Below are 18,208 nucleotides of genomic sequence, written 5' to 3'. Positions count from 1 at the left end.
GCTCGCCTCATTATCGGGTAAACAACACCGCTTATTAATTATTGGCTGTGAGGGGACTATGTTAACTAAAAAAAGATGGGCATTATTTAGCTTGTTGGTTTTATGTGGAGGGACAATCTATAAATTGCCTTCCCTTAAAGATGCTTTTTATGTTCCGATGCAACAATATTTTCACTTGAGTAACGGCGAAATAGGCAATGCCATGTCGGTTAACTCGATTGTGACGACCATTGGCTTCTTCTTATCAATCTATTTTTCCGATCGTCTGCCGCGACGTTTTACCATGTCGTTTTCGCTGATTGCTACTGGCTTGCTTGGTATCTACCTGTCCAGCATGCCGGGGTACTGGGGCATACTGTTTGTCTGGGCGCTGTTCGGCGTGACCTGTGACATGCTGAATTGGCCGGTGCTGCTCAAATCGGTGAGTATGCTGGGGGATAATACTCAGCAGGGGCGTTTGTTCGGCTTTTTTGAAACCGGGCGCGGGGTTGTCGACACGGTGGTGGCCTTTTCTGCGCTGGCGCTGTTTACCGCATTTGGTAGCGGCTACCTGGGTTTTAAAGTCGGCATATTGTTTTATTCGGCCATCGCTATTTGCGTAGGGGTTATTATTCTGTTGGTGATGAAAGAAAGCCCAGAGGAAAAGTTACCCGCTAAAGAACAACCCCCCGTTAATAAAAAACCGGGCATGGGCAGCGTATTGAAAAACAAAACGGTATGGCTGATTGCCTTCAGCGTTTTCTGTGTTTACGCGGTGTATTGCGGATTGACGTTCTTTATTCCTTTCCTGAGTCATGTCTATGCGCTGCCGATTGCACTGGTGGGTGCTTACGGGATCATTAATCAATACTGCTTAAAAATGGTGGGGGGGCCGATTGGTGGTCTTATTGCCGATAAAGTATTAAAGTCTCCCAGCAAGTATTTATTCTATACCTTTATTATCAGCGCCATTGCGCTGGCGCTATTGATCCTGTTACCGCATGAACAAATGCCGGTTTACTTGGGCATGGCCTGTACGCTGGGATTTGGTGCAGTGGTCTTTACCCAAAGAGCGGTGTTCTTTGCCCCCATCGGTGAGGCCGGCATTGACGAAGAACATACCGGTGCGGCTATGGCGCTGGGCAGCTTTATCGGTTATGCCCCGGCGATGTTCTGTTTTAGCCTGTACGGTCATATTCTCGATGCCTTCCCAGGACTGACCGGTTACAAGATCGTTTTCGGGCTGATGGGCATGTTTGCCTGTGCCGGGATCATAGTGTCGGGGTTGTTGGTCAGAAATATCCGCGCACGCGCAAAACTGACCCCGGCGGCTTCTGTCGCCTGAGCCGGGGGCTTTAATGAACGGGCACGGTTTGCGCTGTGCCCTTATTTTATTTTGCCGGGGAGTGCAGCAGGTAATATTCTTCCCCGCCGTCATTGCCAGTAGTGATGATTCGCCAACCGTGCTTGTGGTAGAACGCTAGCGCCTTCTCATTCTTCACCAGGCATTTCAGCGAACCGGTGGCGGTAAAGGTCTGTTCCGCCGCTTGTAACAGAGCGCTGCCGACGCCGAGCGGCGGCAGATGCGGATCGACATACAGGTTGTGAATAAAGTTGTCCTGGCGATAAATCGACACAAATCCCAGCCGCTTCCCCTGATCTTCCGCCACCCAAATATCTTCGCCCAGCGTTGAGCGATCGAAATCCTCCAGCCGGTAATCTTCGGTATCGCGCCACGGAAACGCCGCTTTACGCGAAGCCAGATACAGGGTGCGCAGGAAGGGGCGATCGGCCTCTTGGTATTTTCTTATCTGCATGGCGCCTCCTTTTTATTTTTTGACACTATAGCGCGATTGACCTCACCGGCGGCAACCCCAATAATGGCCGTCTTGACTCGGGGTGCCCTGCGCGATGCGCGGTGGCTGAGATTTTACCCGTATTACCTGATCTGGATTATGCCAGCGTAGGGAAGTCTCGGTGCCCCAACCGGTACCCGCCTTCTTGAACGCCGGTTGGGAGGAATATGCTCGCTCGACCTGATGTTTTCCCCGGCGCCCGCGCCGCGGCCTGTTTGACTCAATTTAAACGCCAATCGCCCCTGATCCATTGCCTGACCAACGAAGTGGTGCAGGAACTGACGGCTAACGTCCTGTTGGCGCTCGGCGCTTCGCCGGCGATGGTGGTAGAACCGACCGAAGCAGCGCAGTTCAGCCGACTGGCGGATGCGGTGCTGATCAACGTTGGCACCCTCAATGCATCACGCGCTGAATCCATGCTGGCTGCGGTGGAAGCTGCCAACGTGGCACAAACACCCTGGACGCTGGATCCGGTAGCGGTCGGCGGGTTGGTCTATCGCACCGCGTTTGCCCATCGTTTGTTGGGTGAGAAGCCGGCGGCGATCCGCGGCAACGCTTCTGAAATCATGGCGCTGAGCGGTTTGCAGGCTAACGGACGTGGCGTAGACAGTGCAGACGACTCGCTGGCGGCATTGCCGGCGGCGCGCGAATTGGCGCGCTGCAGCGGTGCGGTAGTGGCAGTAACCGGCGTTGTTGATTACATCACCGATGGCCAGCGTGACTGGGCGGTCACCGGCGGCGATGTGCTGATGACGCGGGTGGTCGGTACCGGTTGTGCACTTTCTGCGGTGGTGGCGGCATTTTGCAGTTTACCGGGCGATCGGCTCGATAACGTGGCGACCGCCTGCCGGGTGATGTCGCTTTGCGGTGAACGGGCCACGCGCCGTGCCGCCGGTCCGGGCAGTTTCACCCCGGCGTTCCTCGACGCACTGTATCAACTGCGCCCGGAGGAACTGCAATGAAACGCATTAACGCACTGACAATTGCCGGGACCGATCCGAGCGGCGGCGCCGGCATTCAGGCCGATCTAAAAGCTTTTTCTGCGTTGGGGGCCTATGGTGCCTCGGTGATTACCGCGCTGGTGGCGCAAAACACCCGTGGTGTGCAGTCGGTCTACAACATAGATCCGGCCTTTGTCGCCGCTCAGCTGGATTCCGTCTTCAGCGACCTGCGCATCGACAGCACCAAGATTGGCATGTTGGCCAACGCCGATATTGTGCAGGCGGTGGCGGAGCGTTTGCGCCATTATCAGCCGTCGTTTGTGGTACTGGATACCGTGATGCTGGCAAAAAGCGGCGATCCGCTGCTGGCGCCGGAGGCGGTGGATTCGATCCGTCGTGAACTGTTGCCGCTGGTGTCGATTATCACGCCGAACCTGCCGGAGGCGGCGGCGCTGCTGGCGTGCGCCCCGGCGGAAAATGAGCGCCAGATGCGCGAGCAGGGCCGGGCGCTCCTGGCGATGGGGTGCCAGGCGGTGTTGATGAAAGGGGGTCACCTTAGCGAAAGCGAAAGTCCGGATTGGCTGTTTACGGCCGAGCAGGAGCTGCGCTTTACCGCGCCGCGCGTGGCGACCCGACATACTCACGGCACCGGCTGTACGCTGTCTGCCGCCCTGGCGTCGCTGCGACCGCGTCACGACGACTGGGCCGGAACGGTCGCTGCCGCCAAGGACTATTTGCAACAGGCCCTGCTGCAGGCGGATACCCTGGAAGTGGGGCACGGTATTGGGCCGGTACATCATTTTCATGCCTGGTGGTAAGTCAACTTTTTGCTACCCTTGTGGTCTGACTAGATCCAGACCCGGCTTGGGCCGGGTGCAACCGAATTTTTTCTAGGGAGAAGGCCATGACAGGACAAAACGCACTTCGCGGCGCCATCTTCGGCGCGTTACTCAGCTTCAGCGTGGGTGGTTTCGCTCAGCAGATCGTCACCACCTCGGACGTGATCCAACAGCCGGGTTACCAGACCAGTTGGCAAAATATGGTCAAAGGTCAGGCTCGCTTGCCGGGTTGGGCGCGCAAGGGGATGGGAACCTCCACGCCGGCGCAGAGCCTGAGCTGGAAAGGGCAGAACTATCTGGTGGGCAATCTGTGCAAGCCGCATGACTGCGCCAACAACTTTATGATAGTGGCGTTTAAGGAAGACAAATCACAGGCCTGGGCCGTGCGCGTTGAGGTGGCGGATAAGCCGGAAGCGGTTGACCATCCAAAGAAATATGCCAAATACCAATGGTTGGGTAAGCCTGACGACAACATGAAGGCGTTGCTGAAACAACAGTTTGAGAATAATCCCGACTGGAAATAATCAGTTTTCGGCTGAAGGCATCTGCATTCAGCCGAATTTTTAAGGTATGTGTCTATTATTGAAATGAAATTTATATAAAATAAATCCTAGTGAGGAATATATTGCTTCATCATGAATTAATTATCTAATTGTATCTATGCTTTATCATTTTGTTTTTCTTGTTATATATATTCCTTTGTCATTTAATTGGTTGCATGATTTATGGTTATTTTTTCCTGATAACCTTGTTGGATTTATGGTTTTATTTTATTTAGTGTCTATGATCTTGTTTGGTGAATTTATTTCTCCTGAAATAAATAATCATTGTTAATTTTGCAATGGTGTCTGGGGTTAAATATCCAAACGGAGCATTATGATCATGGCAACTAATCACGTCACTCTTTCTGAAGATGAAAAAGCCTCTTTGTATTTGTTGGATCAAACGATGGGATTCACCGTGCAGGCCGCCTTGCGGGCTGCGGCTGAGCTGTGCGTGGCCGATCATCTGATCGACGGCCCCAAAACGGCCCAGGAGCTGGCAAGGAAGCTGGAAGTAAATAGCAGAATGCTGCATCGGGTCTTGAGTATTCTGGCATCGCGCAATATTTTTTCCGTTTCCGAAGACGGACGTTTCTCGCTTAACCCGGTAGCGCAATATTTACGTTCAGACTTGCCGGATTCACTGCGCGGCGGTGTAATGATGCTGACGGATGAAACAATGTGGCGTCCGTTGGGAAAATTGGCGGCAACGTTACGCGGCGAGCCGGTATTTAAACAAATATTCGGCATGCCATTCTATGATTATTGGTCGCAAGAGGATATTCCTGACGCGGAAAATGATTTCCATATCGGCATGGCATCGATGTCGGCGTTGGAAAATAAAATTTTGATGCGTAGTTATAAATTCCCCGAGCATTCTACGGTGGTAGATATCGCCGGGGGATTTGGCGGATTGCTGCTGAGCGTATTGCGCGCCAATCCGACGGTTAAAGGCATTCTTTTTGACCAACCGCAGGTATTGCCAAGAAACCGCCTTGGTGAATTGGGTGATGATTCGCGTTGGGAAACCTGCGCGGGCAGTTTCTTTGAAGCCTGTCCGACGGCAGACTTTTATCTGTTGAAATTTATCGTCATGGACTGGGCCGATGAGCCGGCCAGTCGCATATTACGCACCTGTCGTAATGCGATGCACCCGCAATCGAAGCTATTGCTTATTGAACCTGTAATAGTGCCGAATAACACCGCCTGGGACAGCTGCCGGGAGCTTGATTTGGTTCTGATGGGCAGTTTTGACGGTGGGCAGGTGCGCACCGAAGAAGAACTGAAGGCGCTGTTAGCCAGCGCCGACCTGAAGCTGAACCGGATTATCGATACCGGTTGTTATTTGTCGATCGTCGAGGCTGTACCGAATTGATACCCGAGATGAACCGGCAAGGAGGAACCCGCATTGCTGCGGGTTTCTTCAGTTTAATTAGCCGATCCCGGCCTGATGCAAATCGTGCAGGTTGATCGCTCCGACCAGCACGCCGTCCAGATTGACCACCGGTGCGGCACTGATATGCTGTTCGTGCAAAGCTTCCAGGGCTTCCCCTGCGCGCCACTGCTCCGGCAAGCGATAGCCAGGGCGGGTAATGGCCGGGCTCAACGCATCCTGCAGGCTATTGCCTTTTACCAGCCAGCGGCGCAGGTCGCCATCGGTAAATACCCCCACCACTTTCTGCTGTGCGTCGCACACCGCGACTAACCCCAGCCCGGTGCGGCTCAGTTCGAGCATGGCTTCCATCACGTTGGCGCTTTCACTGACTTTCGGCAGACGATCGCCGGTGCGCATCAGATGATGCACCCGGTTGAGCAAGCGCGCACCCAGGCTGCCGCCCGGATGTGAACGGGCAAAGTCTTCGGCGTTGAAACCGCGCTGGCGCATTAAAGCCATTGCCAATGCGTCGCCCATCATCAGCGTATTGACCGCGCTGGAGGTCGGCGCCAAACCCATCGGGCAAGCCTCGCGTTCGACGCTGATGTCCAGCATGCAGGCCGCAGCCAACGCCAGAGGTGACTCTTTGCCGCCGGTGATGGCAATCACCGGGATGTTATTTTCCGCCAGCAACGGCAGGATTAAATCCAGCTCTTTGGCGCGGCCGGAATAAGAGATAAACACCACCACGTCGTCGGCGCCAATCATGCCGAGATCGCCATGCAGTGCTTCTGCCGGGTGCACGAAGAACGACGGAGTGCCGGTACTGGCCAGCGAGGCGGCAATTTTTTTACCGATGTGGCCGGACTTGCCGATGCCGGAAATCACCGCCTTGCCCCGGCAGTTCAGCAGCAGTTCGCAGGCGCAGACGAAATTATCGTCCAGTCGCGCCAGCAGGCGTTGTGCTTCAGTTAGCTCAATCTCCAGCGTTTCGCGGGCAAAGGCCAGCAGGGCAGCGGCGTTACTCATCAAAATCTCCTACCAGAATGATATTGATCCCTTTCGCCTGCAATGCGGCGAGGTAATCCGGATTGATGTTTTTATCGGTGATCAGGGTATCCACGGCGCTCAGGTCGCAGACCACGTTCGGGCTTTTGCGGCCGAACTTTGACGAGTCCACCAGCAGGATAATGCGGCTGGCGGCTTCGCACATCGCCTTGCTGACGTTGTGCACTTCGTTAAAGGTGGTGACACCGGCATTAAGGTCCACGCCGTCCGCCCCGATAAACAGTTTGTCGAAGCTGAACTGCTGGAAAGCCGATTCCGCCAGGCTGCCGTGAAAGGACGCCGACTTTTTGCGATAGGTGCCGCCGGGCATCAGGATGGTTTGGTCGTTATCCAGCTCCACCAGCGCATTGACGATGTGCAGGCTATTGGTCATGACGGTGATGTTATTGAACTGCGCCAGATGCGGCACCATTTGCAGCACGGTGCTGCCGGCGTCGAAAATCAGCGAGTCGCCGTCGTTGATAAGCCCGATGGCGGCATAGGCGATCTGGCGTTTCTTTTCGGTATTGATATGGGTTTTGCGGTCGATAGGCTGATCGCCATCGTCGCGGCTGAGCACCACGCCGCCATAAGTGCGGATCACTTCACCTTCCTCTTCCAGCAGGGTGAGATCCTTGCGGATGGTGGTGCCGGTGGTGGCAAAGTGCGCTGCCAGGGCATCCACTGCCGTTTTGCCATGCCGCTGCAGATATTCAAGGATAGCGGCCTGCCGCTGCTTTGGTTTCATAGCCCGTCCTGTTCACAAGAGTTGCGCATTTCCCTTCGGCTAACAATTCAATATGAAAGGTAATGTCTTTTAATGTGAAAATATCATGATTTAGGGGCAATCGCTAACGATAGTGCAGTCTGGCATGCGGGATCCTCGGGGAAGATCACATCCGGGCGAAGATCGCGCTGATGCAGGCCGTGCAGCCGGGCGATAGGTTTCGGTTGGGCAAAGATGGTCAGGCCGCGCATTAACATGCTGCCGCAAACCCGCCGCTCGGAATCAAAGGCCAGCGCCAGCACCACCCGGGGTTGAAAGCGTCCGCCGGAACGCCCGACACCGACGGCACCCAGTCGGCACAGGCCGTCGAAGGCACGGTTGAAACGTTGGATCTGCCACCAGCCGAGGGCGATTTGCAGTAGCCAGGCCAGAACTGCGAAGGTGATCAATGCCTGAGTCATATAGCCTCCTGTTTGTTTTCCCTCTCCAGAAGGAGAGGGAGCGTTGACAAGATCAGAACATCACCTGACCGCCGGTAATGTTGATCGACTGGCCGGTGCAGTAAGAAGCCTTATCGCTGGCGTAAAACAGCAGGGTATTGAGCACGTCCTGATAGTCACATCCGCGTTTCAGCGGCACCTTGTCGGTGTAATACTTTTCAACCTGATCCGGCGCGATCCCCAGTTTTTGTGCGTACTGCGGCAGCAGCGACTGGAACATCGGCGACTTCAACAGGTTACCCAGCATTAAGGAATGCACGGTAATGCCGTATTCCGCCAGATCGAGCGCCAACGACTGTGTCAGCCCCACGCCGCCGAACTTGGCGGCGCTGTAGCCGGAGTTGTGCTTGCTGCCGACCTTGCCGGATTTAGAGTTGATCTGAATGATACGTCCGGCAATGCCGTCGCGGATCATCAGGCGAGAAAACTCGCGGGCACAGAGAAAATAGCCCACCAGATTGACCTGCAGCGAGCGGTCGAAATCCCCCAGCGGGAAATCGGTGATCGGTGCCGCCTTGGCGATACCGGCGCTGTACACCAGCAGGTTGGCCGGGCCGAATTCATCGTCAACCGCTGCCGCCAGCGCAATCACGCTTTGTTCGTCGGTGGCGTCGGCCTGGAAACCACGCGCGCTGCCCGCGCCGTATTGGTCGTTAATCTGTTGTGCTACCTGCCGGGCGTTATCCGCGTTTAAATCGGCGACCGCCACGCGATAGCCCGCCTGCGCCAGACCCTGGCACAGAAATGCACCCAACGTTTGGCCACCGCCAATCACTACAGCTACTTCAGACATGGTTTACTCCTTATGCGATAAATTTCAGCGTGCTGCCCAGCGGGATATCCGCCGGCGTGGTGCCGGATACGTGAATCGAACCGGGGAATTCGGCCTGCGGCTCGCCGTCGAAACGTACGGTGAGGTGACCCAATTCACGCAGGTTTTGAGTGGCGACGTCGCCGACGGCGGTGATCGGATAACGTTGCTCTGCCAGCTCCATCCACCCCCCGGGCTGCAATTCACCGGAGGTGTTGCCGTGCTGGTGGATGAAACAGAATTCTTCGATGTCTGCCGGTGCGCCTTCACGGAAGGTGATCAACATGTCATCTTGCAGCGCCTCGCGGGCGCAGTCGCCAATCTGGGTGATGGTGGTCTGGAAAATGGTATTCATAACGGCTCCCTGGCAAACGAAGTTATTGGTAGATGAAGGCGGATGCGGCCCAGGCGATCAGTACCGTCGGTGCGCCGGTCAGGAAACGTCCGACCAATACCGAAGGAACGCCGACCCGAACCGTATCCTGCTTGGCCTCCGCCAGCGACAGGCCGACGGGAATAAAGTCACAGGCGGCCTGCGCGTTAATCGCGAACAGCGCGGGCAGCGCCAGCTGCGGCGGAATATGGCCGAGGCCTATCTGCACCCCGACCAATACGCCGATCACCTGAGCGATCACCGCGCCAGGGCCGAGGAACGGCGATAGCAGTGGGAAGGAGCAAATCAGCGCCAGCGTCACCAACCCAATCGGGCTGTTGGCCAATGGCGTCAGGCCATGGGCGATAAAATCCCCCAGGCCGGAAGCCATGATGATGCCGATCAGCGCCGAGACGAACGCCATAAACGGCAGTATGGTCTTCAGCACCGTGTCGATGGTGTCGCGCCCGGCCTGGAAGAACACCGCCACCACCGATCCCATGCCCATACCCACTTTGGCCAACAGGCCGTCGCTCTGCTCGGTGATTTTTTTGCTGGTGTCGTAATCCCGTCCCTTGGGTTGCGACGTGGCTGTCGGGATCTGATCGGTAGCTGCTTCCACCCGGCTGATGTTGCTATCACGCACGCCGGAGACGTAAATATCCTCGAGGATAAACTTCGCCAACGGGCCGGATTGGCCGGTAGCGTGAATGTTGACCGTCGGAATACGGCGCTTCGGGTACAGGCCGCAACGCAGGGTACCGCCGCAGTCGATCACCATGACGCCAATTTCGTCTGCTGGCGGTTCGCCTTCTTTAAAGCCATCGACGGCAGGCCAGCCGGTCAGTTCGCTAATCCGGTCGACGATCGATGGGCGGGTACCGGCAGTGATGTACACCACTTTTTTGCCAGGTTCGATCGGCAACGTTAATGGGCCACCCCAGCCGCTGGCGCCTTTCTCAATACGGATATAAGCACTCATGCTGCACTCCACGAATTAAAGTTGCACTTGGCGATCCAGGCGGATCCCCATCTTGCGTTCGAACAGGCTGGTGGTGAGATCGGTGATCCAGCCGCGGAAAAAGTTGGTGAACAGCCCGACCAGAAAATAGCTCACCGCCAGCGGCCCCAGTGGCAGGCCGAGGGTGGTCAACCCGCTGGCAATGCCGAGATAAACGAAGAGTTCGCCAGGGTTGATATGCGGGAACAGACCGTTCATCGAGTGGCAACTGTAGGACGCTGCCGCGTAATAGCTGGGTTTGTATTTCTCCGGCATAAAGCGCCCTAGGCTGAGGGTCATCGGGTTGCAAAAAACAAAGGTGCCGATCAGCGGCAGCAGCAGATAACGAGAAACCGGGTTCCCCGCACAGCGCTGCGCCAAGCGTTCGATACGTTCCTGGCCTACAAATTTGATCAGCGCGTTCATAATGACCAACAGGCTGATTAACAAAGGTAAAATGCCCGTCACCATGCCGACAAACACTTCACCGCCTTTCTGAAACAGGCCGATAAACCATTCGGCTCCGTGGGTGATTAGCTCAATCATTATTATTCTCCTGTGATGGAAGGTATGGCCTGGAGCGAACGGCGGCTCTGTCGCCATGGGCCTTACACTAATCACTTTATGGATTCATTTGTTTTAAATAGATCACAATTTGAAAGATAAATATTTTATTGTGAAAGTTAATAATGAAAGAAAAATAACATTAAGCGGCGGGGGAGCAGAAAAGGGGAGCGGGGATCGACAGAAAAATGCGACAAAAAAGCCCGGCGAACCGGGCTGGAGAAACGAACTGGGTGTGGCTTGGGATCAGGCGATGGTGACTTTCTTGTCCAGGTAGGTGTCCTGAACGGCATTGATCAACGCCACGCCTTCTTTCATCGATTTCTTGAACGCCTTGCGCCCCAAAATCAGGCCCATGCCGCCCGCGCGTTTGTTGATGACCGCGGTGCGAACCGACTCCTGCAGGTCATTCTCACCGGCGGCACCGCCGGAGTTAATCAACCCGGCGCGGCCCATATAGCAGTTGGCCAGTTGGTAACGCACCAAATCGATCGGGTGGTCGGTAGTCAGCTTGCTGTAAACGCGGTCATCGGTATAACCGAATTTCACCGCGCGGTAGCCGCCGTTGTTTTCCGCCATTTTTTGCTTAACGATATCTGCTCCGATGGTGGCGGCAATGTGGTTGGCCTGGCCGGTGAGATCGGCACTGGAATGATAGTCCACGCCATCTTTGTTGAACGCCGGGTTGCGCAGATAGGCCCACAGCACGGTGACCATACCCAGCTCGTGCGCGCGCTCGAAGGCGCTGGAAATTTCTTCAATCTGGCGGCGTGACTGCTCGGAACCAAAGTAAATAGTGGCGCCGACCGCAACCGCGCCCATGTTGAACGCTTGCTCAACGCTGGCGTACAGCGTCTGGTCGTATTGGGTCGGGTAGCTCAGGGTTTCGTTATGGTTCAATTTGACCAGGAACGGAATTTTGTGCGCGTAGCGGCGCGAGACTGACGCTAGCACGCCATAAGTGGAGGCGACGCAGTTACAACCGGCCTCAATGGCCAGTTCGACGATATTTTTCGGATCAAAATACAGCGGGTTAGCGGCGAAAGACGCGCCGGCAGAATGCTCAATGCCCTGATCGACCGGCAGAATAGACAGGTAGCCGGTGCCGGCCAGGCGGCCATGGTTAAGCAGGCTTTGCATTGAACGTAACACGGTGTTGGGGCGGTTGTTATCGATCATTATCCGGTCAACAAAGTCGGCGCCCGGCAGGTAGAGATTTTCAGCAGGGATGGTAGTACAGCGGTGTTGCAACAGGTCTTCCGCTTCCTTTCCTAACAACTGTGCAATATCAGTCATGATTAACTCCCGATTTAGCTTCTTCATACACCGGCAACCTAAGGTATCTGACCACCGGCGTAGCAAAAAGCGGTGATTGAAGCTGATAGAACGATAGTAATGAAATCCTGATGGCAAGGAGAAACAATAGATGCGATTGAGAGGAATTGCCATTTGCGTGGCCAAATACGTGGGGACGATCGCCCCACGGAAGATTTGTGGCTGATTATTCGACTTCAAACCACTCGGTATTTTGCAGGGAGATAGGCGTGATGGAGTAAATCATCTCTTGCAGGTGCTCATGGATGGCGCGCTCGGCAGCGTCGGCATCCTGCGCTTTCAGCGCTTCAAAAATGCGGTAATGCTGTTGGATCAGGCTTTCCGGCGGCGAAACCTCGCTCAGGCTGAGAAAGCGCACCCGATCCATGGTGGCCTTGATGGTTTCGATGGTTTCCCAGGCCAGCGGGCAGTCGGCAAACTGGGTTAGCAACTGGTGGAACTCGTCGTCCAGTGCCAAAAACTCACGGGTTTGCCGATTTTGCGCCGCCAACGTCTGGCGATGCAAATTATGCTCCAGCGTCATCAGCTGCTCCGCCGTGATCCGTTCTGCGACACGACGAACAATCGCGCATTCCACTGCCTGACGAATAAAGCGCCCGTCGGCTACCCGCTTGGCGGAAATCTTCATCACGAAAGTACCGCGCTGCGGCAGGATCTGCACCAGTCCCGCTTCCGCCAGCTTGATAAAGGCCTCGCGCACCGGCTGACGTGAAACGCAAAAGCGGGTGGAGATCTCTTTCTCAGACAACAAGGTGCCGGGGGGAATGGTGCAATCGACGATATCCTTACGCAGGAACCGATAGATTTGCTGATTGACCGGGAGGTTGTTGGTAAGGCTGTAGGTTTCAGACATGGTGAAGATCGGTAATCTGGCTGAGATTCGGGTGCCACCATACTAGCAGATTATTCTTTGATGGCGGGCGGATTAATCCACCCGCTTAATATGATAACTCAATGATGCTCTCCGTCGGCAGGAGGGACATGCGGGAGGTCTGCCAGTATCGTTATTCCGTGACGGGCAGCGCGGCAACGGTGGCTTGAGCCCCCTGCGCCAGCAGCGTAAGGTAGGCATCGGTCACCGCCTTGACGAACCGTAAGCTGTCCGGCAGATCGCGCCCAAACACCGTTTCAAGCTGCAGCAGCGCCAATACCCGTTCGGCGCCTTCGCGGCTGTTGCCGACCCGTTCGGCAAGACGTTCACGCAGGGGATCGTTGATTTCGATAACCTGACCCTGTTCGTCCTGGCCGCCGACGTAACGCATCCAGGCGGCCACCCCTAAAGCCAGGCAGCTAAAATCGCTGCCCTGTGCCAGGTGCCAGCGGATGGCGTCCAGCAAACGCTGTGGCAGTTTTTGCGTGCCGTCCATGGCGATTTGTCCGGTGCGGTGCTTCAGCGCACCATTGCGATAGCGAGCCAGCAGCGATTCGGCGTACTGCGTCAGATCCACACCGCTGACTTGCAGCGTCGGCGCCTGTTCCGCCAGCATCAGATGGCGCGCCGCACCCACAAAATGCGCATCCTGCATGCAGTCGCTGATGTGCGCATAGCCGGCCAAATAGCCCAGATAAGCCAGAAAAGAGTGGCTGCCGTTGAGCATCCGCAGCTTCATTTCTTCGTAAGGCAGCACGTCGTGGACCAGTTCGGCGCCGACCTTTTCCCACGCCGGACGCCCCTGTGGGAAGTTATCTTCTATTACCCATTGGCTGAAGGGCTCGCAGGCGACAGCGACCGGATCGACGATACCACCCAGTAAACCTTCAATCTGCCGCAGCGTTTCCGCCGTCATCGCCGGAACAATACGGTCGACCATGGTGGAGGGGAAGGCGACATGCTGTTGAACCCACGCCGCCAGTTCCGCATCCTGTCGCTGCGCCAGTTGGCAGAGCAGGTTGCGGGTCACCTGACCATTGGCCGGCATGTTGTCGCAGGACATCACGGCGAATGCCGGCAGCCCACGCTCACGACGTAGCCGTAGCGCCGCCAGCAGCAAACCGGGAGCGGACTTTGGCCGCTGCGGGTGGGCGATATCATGCTGAATGTCCGGATGTTCAGCCAGCAACTGGCCACTGGCGGGATGATAACAGTAGCCTTTCTCGCTGATGGTCAGTGAAACGATAGCGACCTCCGGCTGCGCCATGGCTTCAAGTACGGCTTCCAGCCCGTCGACCTGCAGATGCAGTGCTTGCCTGATAATGCCGACAACCTGACCTCGCCAGGCGCTGTCGTCCATTTCGGCCACCGTATATAACAGGTCCTGACGTTGTATATCGGCGATTTTTTGCTGGCCGTTGTGCATGCTGATCACGCCGTAGCCCCAATCGCTGGCGTGATCCTTTGCCAGACGCTCGGCGTAAATCGCCTGATGAGCCCGGAAAAATGCGCCAAAACCGAGGTGTACGATTCGGGGTTTTAGCCGTTGGCGATCGTAGCCTGGTGCTGCAATTGCCGCCGGTAGCGCGGCGGTGCTGGAAAGCGTCATGTTGTCGTTCCTGAAGAAGGGGAAAGCGGGGCGACCTTGGCCGCCCCTGAAGCATTAAGATTTCGAGATTTGCGGCTGTACGGTGTTGCGCGGTGCCTTGATCACCAACAGCACCAGCACTGCACCCAGCGCAGCCACGCCGCCAGCCAACATAAAGGCGCTGTCGAACTTACCGGTGTTTTGCACAATGTAGCCGGTCACGATAGGGCCAATGATGCCGGAAACGCTGCCGACCAAATGGATAAAGCCGCTGGCACCGCCGACCCGGGACTTATGCACCACGTCCTGAATAATCGCCCAGTAAATGGCGCCGGTGATGTACAGGAAGAAGATCGACACCGACATCAGCACCACCGCCGGTACTACGCTGCTGACGGTACCCGCCAGGGCCACGCAGATGGCCGCCGCCAGCAGGCTGGTGACCAGCACGATCTTGCGCGACAGCAATAGCTTGCCGGTGATATTGAAAATCTTGTCGGAGATATAGCCGCCGAGCGCCAGCCCGACAAAGCCGACAATCCACGGGATCATGGTGGTGAGGCTCATTTCCTTGATGTTCAGGTTATGCGCCTGAACCAGATAGGAAGGGAACCAGCTCAGGAAGAAGAACAGGATGTAGTTGTAGCAGAAGAAAGCGAACGCAGTGACCAGGATGATCGGCTGTTTCAGGTAGTAACCCAGCCCGTGTGCCGCGTTGCTCAGCTCTTCTTCCGCGCTGTGGGTTTCCTGTTTCATCCGGTTGACCAGCGCAAGTTCCTCATCGCTGACGCGTTTGCTTTTCGCCGGATTATCCGCCACCACGAAGAACCACACCAGCATCCAGACGATACCGATCGAGCAGATAATCATAAACGCCGGTCGCCAGCCGAACGCCAGTGCCAGATAGCCGACGATTGGCCCGGCGACGGCACCACCCAAAGGTGAACCGGCGCTGAGCAGCCCCATGGCGGTTGCGGCCTGTTTCTTCGGGAACCAGCCGTTGATCATCTTATTGGCCGAGGCGCAGATTGGCCCTTCCGCCATGCCGAACAGCACGCGCAGGATCAGCATGGAATAGAAACCGGTGGCTAATGCCGTCATGCCGCAGAAAATCGACCACAGGCCAACGGCGACACCGAGCACCAGCGTCGGGCCGAACTTGTCTACCGCCAGCCCGCCGACAAAGTTGAAGATGGCGTAACCGAAGAAGAAGCTGCCGAAGATGATGCCGAACTGTTCGGCATTCAACATCAGATCCTTCTCGATCATCGGCACGGTAATCGACAGCGCAACGCGGTCGAGGTAGTTGATCATGTAGACCATAAACAGCAGGAACACTATGGTCCAACGCAGGTTTTTAAACATAAAATCACTCCACTTGGTGTTGTTTTAATTGCGAAGCTTCATGCCTCTGCCCTGGTAAATTCATCAGTCAAACTGCAGTAACACCTTGCAGCAGGTGCGCTGGTCTTGTTCGAACATCAGCATCGCCTGCTCAACCTCGCTGGCCGACACGCAGTGGGTAATTAATCGTTGCGGATCGATTTTGCCGCTGGCCATCCAATCGATGACCTGCGGGAAGCGCCCGCTGTTTAGGCGTGAGGAGAAAATCGACAGCTCCTTACTGGTGATGCTTTGCTGGGTCAGGGGGCAGGCCTCGCCGGAGAAGCCCATGATGCCGATACGCGCCGCCGGTGATGCCAGGTTAATCGCCTCCTGCAAAATGGCCGGATGGCAGGCGGCGTCGACGATCAGCGTCGGCTGGAGTCCGCGCCGCTTCAACTCGGCTTGCAGCGAGCCTTCAGCGTTATTGAAGGTCCAGTCGGCACCGTTTTCCTGCGCCATCACCAGGCGCTCACTGATGCGGTCGGTCACGATCACCTGCTTCACGCCGTAGACCCCTTTCAGCGTTTGGATCACCGTCAGCCCCATCGGCCCGGCGCCGTAGATCAGTGCGATGTCATCGGCAGTGGGTTGCAGGTGGGCGGTGATATTGGCGCCAATGGTGAAGGGTTCGACCATGGCGGCATGGCGATCGCTGATGCTGTCCGGGATGCGGTAGGCATTGTGCGCCGGGGCGCAGGCGTAGTTGCTGAATCCCCCGTCGCGGTGCACGCCGATTACCTGCAGCTCGGTGCAGACGTTAGGGCGGCCTATAGAGCAAGGGTAGCAATGCCCGCAGCTGACGACCGGATCGACCGCAACGCGTTCCCCGATGCGTTGTGGATCGACATCGCTCCCCACTTGGTCAATGACGCCAAAAAACTCATGCCCGATGACGCGCGGGTAGCGAGCGAAAGGGTTATGGCCATGGTAGATATGCACATCTGAGCCGCAAATACCGGCGAACTTTATCTTCACCCGCACTTCGTTGGCTGCCGGCTGCGGCAAGGGGCGTTGCTGGATAACCAGTTGGCCTGGTTTTTCAATGACCACGCTGTGCATGGTGCGTTCTTCTGTTACCAGTTCCATAATGTGCCATCCTCCAGGCGTGCGACCGGCAGATAAGCCGGTTCATAGGGATAACGGGCCGCCAGTTTTTCATCGAACTCGATACCCAGCCCCGGCTTGTTGCCCGGATGCATGTAGCCGTCGTTGAAGCTCCAGCTGTGCGGGAATACTTCGAGCATCTGTTCGGAGTAGCCCATGTATTCTTGTACGCCGAAGTTAGGGACCCACAGATCAAAGTGCAGCGCCGCCGCCATGCAGATAGGGGACAAATCGGATGGCCCGTGTGAACCGGTACGTACCTGATACAGCGAGGCAAAGTCGGCGATACGGCGCATGCCGGTAATGCCGCCGGCGTGGGTCAGGGTGGTACGGATATAGTCGATCAGCTGTTCTTCGATAAGTTGCTTGCAGTCCCAAATACTGTTGAAGACTTCGCCGACGGCGATAGGGGTCACGGTATGCTGGCGGATCAAACGGAAGCATTCCTGATTTTCTGCCGGGGTCGGATCCTCCATCCAGAACAGGCGGTATTGTTCAATGCTTTTACCGAAGCGGGCGGCTTCGATAGGGGTCAGCCGATGGTGCATGTCGTGCAGCAGGTGTTCGTCGAAACCGAAACGGTTACGTACTGCTTCAAACAGCTTGGGGGTGAAATCGAGGTATTTTTCCGTTGACCACAGCTGTTCTTCCGGCCAGTTGCCTTTGGTGGCGGGTTCATAAGCCAGGCCTTTGCCTTTGGCCATGCCGTAGGTGGTTTTCATGCCAGGCACACCGCATTGGGCACGAATGGCTTTAAAGCCCAACTCTTTATGTTTGGCGTAGTCGTCGAGCACTTCGTCGATGGAATGGCCGGTGGTGTGGCAGTACACCATGACGCCGGTACGCGATGCGCCACCGAGCAATTGGTACAGCGGCATATTGGCGGCCTTGCCCTTGATGTCCCACAGCGCCATGTCTACGGCAGAGATGGCGGACATGGTGACAGGCCCGCGGCGCCAGTAGGCGCCTTTATAGAAGAACTGCCATATGTCTTCGATCTGATGGGCATCCCGTCCGATCAACTGCGGACAGACATGATCTTTCAGATAGGACGCCACCGGTAGTTCACGGCCATTAAGCGTGGCGTCACCGATACCGGTAATACCCTCGTCGGTAGTGATCTTCAGCGTGACAAAATTCCTGCCTGGGCAGGTCACAAATACCTCTGCGTTAACAATCTTCATAACGTCTTTATCCTGTTCCCACGGGTCATCATATTGGACGGAAAATACGCCATGAACTAACTACCATACAAGTATGATTTAAAGGATTTGCCGGAGAGGATCACATTTCGATGCGGAATAAAGTGCAAGCGACAGGCGGTAAATTATCTGGGGGAAAGGGGCTGATGCTATGACGAGTGGCGCTCA

General features: G+C 56.1%; 19 protein-coding genes and 1 riboswitch. Of the genes, 5 read left to right on the top strand and 14 right to left on the bottom strand.

Going from position 1 to position 18,208, the window contains the following annotated elements:
- Window positions 1-58 precede the first annotated feature (58 nt).
- Window positions 59-1,324, top strand: coding sequence for an MFS transporter (locus EBA31_RS19465; RefSeq protein WP_122080007.1), 1,266 nt, complete (start codon window positions 59-61; stop codon window positions 1,322-1,324).
- 46 nt (window positions 1,325-1,370) lie between these two features.
- On the opposite strand, the gene EBA31_RS19460 is transcribed toward EBA31_RS19465, so the two are convergent.
- Window positions 1,371-1,796, bottom strand: a complete 426-nt coding sequence (locus EBA31_RS19460; RefSeq protein WP_046372925.1) for a GNAT family N-acetyltransferase — start codon at window positions 1,794-1,796, stop codon at window positions 1,371-1,373.
- Window positions 1,797-1,864: 68 nt separating this feature from the next.
- Window positions 1,865-1,966: riboswitch (TPP riboswitch) on the top strand.
- A 36-nt stretch (window positions 1,967-2,002) separates the two neighbouring features.
- Between EBA31_RS19460 and thiM the strand changes: the two genes are divergently transcribed.
- From thiM to EBA31_RS19440, 4 genes are all read left to right on the top strand, one after another.
- Window positions 2,003-2,797: a hydroxyethylthiazole kinase gene (thiM, locus tag EBA31_RS19455; RefSeq protein ID WP_122080006.1), complete on the top strand. Its 795-nt coding sequence runs from the start codon at window positions 2,003-2,005 to the stop codon at window positions 2,795-2,797.
- Entirely contained in the window at window positions 2,794-3,594 is an 801-nt protein-coding gene (gene thiD, locus EBA31_RS19450) for a bifunctional hydroxymethylpyrimidine kinase/phosphomethylpyrimidine kinase (protein WP_122080005.1), read from the top strand. Before thiM ends, thiD begins: the two co-directional genes overlap by 4 nt.
- Window positions 3,595-3,680: 86 nt before the next feature.
- Window positions 3,681-4,139 (top strand): inhibitor of vertebrate lysozyme family protein, encoded by a 459-nt coding sequence (locus tag EBA31_RS19445; protein ID WP_115058278.1) that lies wholly within the window; start codon window positions 3,681-3,683, stop codon window positions 4,137-4,139.
- 358 nt (window positions 4,140-4,497) lie between these two features.
- Window positions 4,498-5,532, top strand: coding sequence for a methyltransferase (locus EBA31_RS19440; protein ID WP_061069179.1), 1,035 nt, complete (start codon window positions 4,498-4,500; stop codon window positions 5,530-5,532).
- Window positions 5,533-5,589: 57 nt separating this feature from the next.
- Here the strand turns inward: EBA31_RS19440 and gutQ are convergent, their stop codons facing one another.
- The 13 genes from gutQ to manD all read right to left on the bottom strand — a co-directional run bounded on the left by gutQ (window position 5,590) and on the right by manD (window position 18,022).
- Entirely contained in the window at window positions 5,590-6,561 is a 972-nt protein-coding gene (gutQ, locus tag EBA31_RS19435; RefSeq protein ID WP_020828113.1) for an arabinose-5-phosphate isomerase GutQ, read from the bottom strand.
- A complete protein-coding gene (locus EBA31_RS19430; protein WP_020828112.1) occupies window positions 6,554-7,327 on the bottom strand; it encodes a DNA-binding transcriptional repressor in 774 nt (257 codons plus the stop codon). Before EBA31_RS19430 ends, gutQ begins: the two co-directional genes overlap by 8 nt.
- An 83-nt stretch (window positions 7,328-7,410) precedes the next feature.
- Window positions 7,411-7,767, bottom strand: a complete 357-nt coding sequence (gutM, locus tag EBA31_RS19425) for a transcriptional regulator GutM (protein WP_122080004.1) — start codon at window positions 7,765-7,767, stop codon at window positions 7,411-7,413.
- A 52-nt stretch (window positions 7,768-7,819) separates the two neighbouring features.
- The gene (gene srlD, locus EBA31_RS19420; protein WP_020828110.1) at window positions 7,820-8,599 is read right to left on the bottom strand and encodes a sorbitol-6-phosphate dehydrogenase; all 780 of its coding nucleotides are present in this window, start codon (window positions 8,597-8,599) and stop codon (window positions 7,820-7,822) included.
- A 10-nt stretch (window positions 8,600-8,609) separates the two neighbouring features.
- Window positions 8,610-8,972, bottom strand: coding sequence for a PTS glucitol/sorbitol transporter subunit IIA (gene srlB / locus EBA31_RS19415; RefSeq protein ID WP_115058282.1), 363 nt, complete (start codon window positions 8,970-8,972; stop codon window positions 8,610-8,612).
- Window positions 8,973-8,994: 22 nt separating this feature from the next.
- Window positions 8,995-9,972: a PTS glucitol/sorbitol transporter subunit IIB gene (locus EBA31_RS19410; protein WP_020828108.1), complete on the bottom strand. Its 978-nt coding sequence runs from the start codon at window positions 9,970-9,972 to the stop codon at window positions 8,995-8,997.
- Window positions 9,973-9,987: 15 nt separating this feature from the next.
- The gene (locus tag EBA31_RS19405) at window positions 9,988-10,536 is read right to left on the bottom strand and encodes a PTS glucitol/sorbitol transporter subunit IIC (protein WP_020828107.1); all 549 of its coding nucleotides are present in this window, start codon (window positions 10,534-10,536) and stop codon (window positions 9,988-9,990) included.
- Between the two features lie 264 nt (window positions 10,537-10,800).
- Window positions 10,801-11,850: a class I fructose-bisphosphate aldolase gene (fbaB, locus tag EBA31_RS19400; protein WP_012146277.1), complete on the bottom strand. Its 1,050-nt coding sequence runs from the start codon at window positions 11,848-11,850 to the stop codon at window positions 10,801-10,803.
- A gap of 205 nt (window positions 11,851-12,055) precedes the next feature.
- Complete coding sequence (locus tag EBA31_RS19395) at window positions 12,056-12,742, bottom strand: GntR family transcriptional regulator (protein WP_122080003.1); 687 nt, start codon at window positions 12,740-12,742, stop codon at window positions 12,056-12,058.
- 151 nt (window positions 12,743-12,893) lie between these two features.
- Window positions 12,894-14,369, bottom strand: a complete 1,476-nt coding sequence (locus EBA31_RS19390; protein WP_122080002.1) for a mannitol dehydrogenase family protein — start codon at window positions 14,367-14,369, stop codon at window positions 12,894-12,896.
- A 54-nt stretch (window positions 14,370-14,423) separates the two neighbouring features.
- Window positions 14,424-15,713, bottom strand: a complete 1,290-nt coding sequence (locus EBA31_RS19385; RefSeq protein WP_020828104.1) for an MFS transporter — start codon at window positions 15,711-15,713, stop codon at window positions 14,424-14,426.
- A gap of 63 nt (window positions 15,714-15,776) precedes the next feature.
- On the bottom strand, window positions 15,777-16,793 hold the full coding sequence (locus tag EBA31_RS19380) for a Zn-dependent oxidoreductase (protein WP_122080663.1): 1,017 nt from the start codon (window positions 16,791-16,793) through the stop codon (window positions 15,777-15,779).
- Between the two features lie 14 nt (window positions 16,794-16,807).
- Window positions 16,808-18,022 (bottom strand): D-mannonate dehydratase ManD, encoded by a 1,215-nt coding sequence (manD, locus tag EBA31_RS19375; RefSeq protein WP_020828102.1) that lies wholly within the window; start codon window positions 18,020-18,022, stop codon window positions 16,808-16,810.
- Between the last annotated feature and the right edge of the window lie 186 nt (window positions 18,023-18,208).

Source organism: Serratia sp. P2ACOL2 (genome assembly GCF_003691565.1).
In the GTDB taxonomy this organism is placed as follows: Bacteria; Pseudomonadota; Gammaproteobacteria; order Enterobacterales; family Enterobacteriaceae; genus Serratia; species Serratia liquefaciens.
The sequence above is the reverse complement of the archived record's forward strand: the minus strand, read 5'-3'. Positions and strand labels throughout refer to the sequence as shown.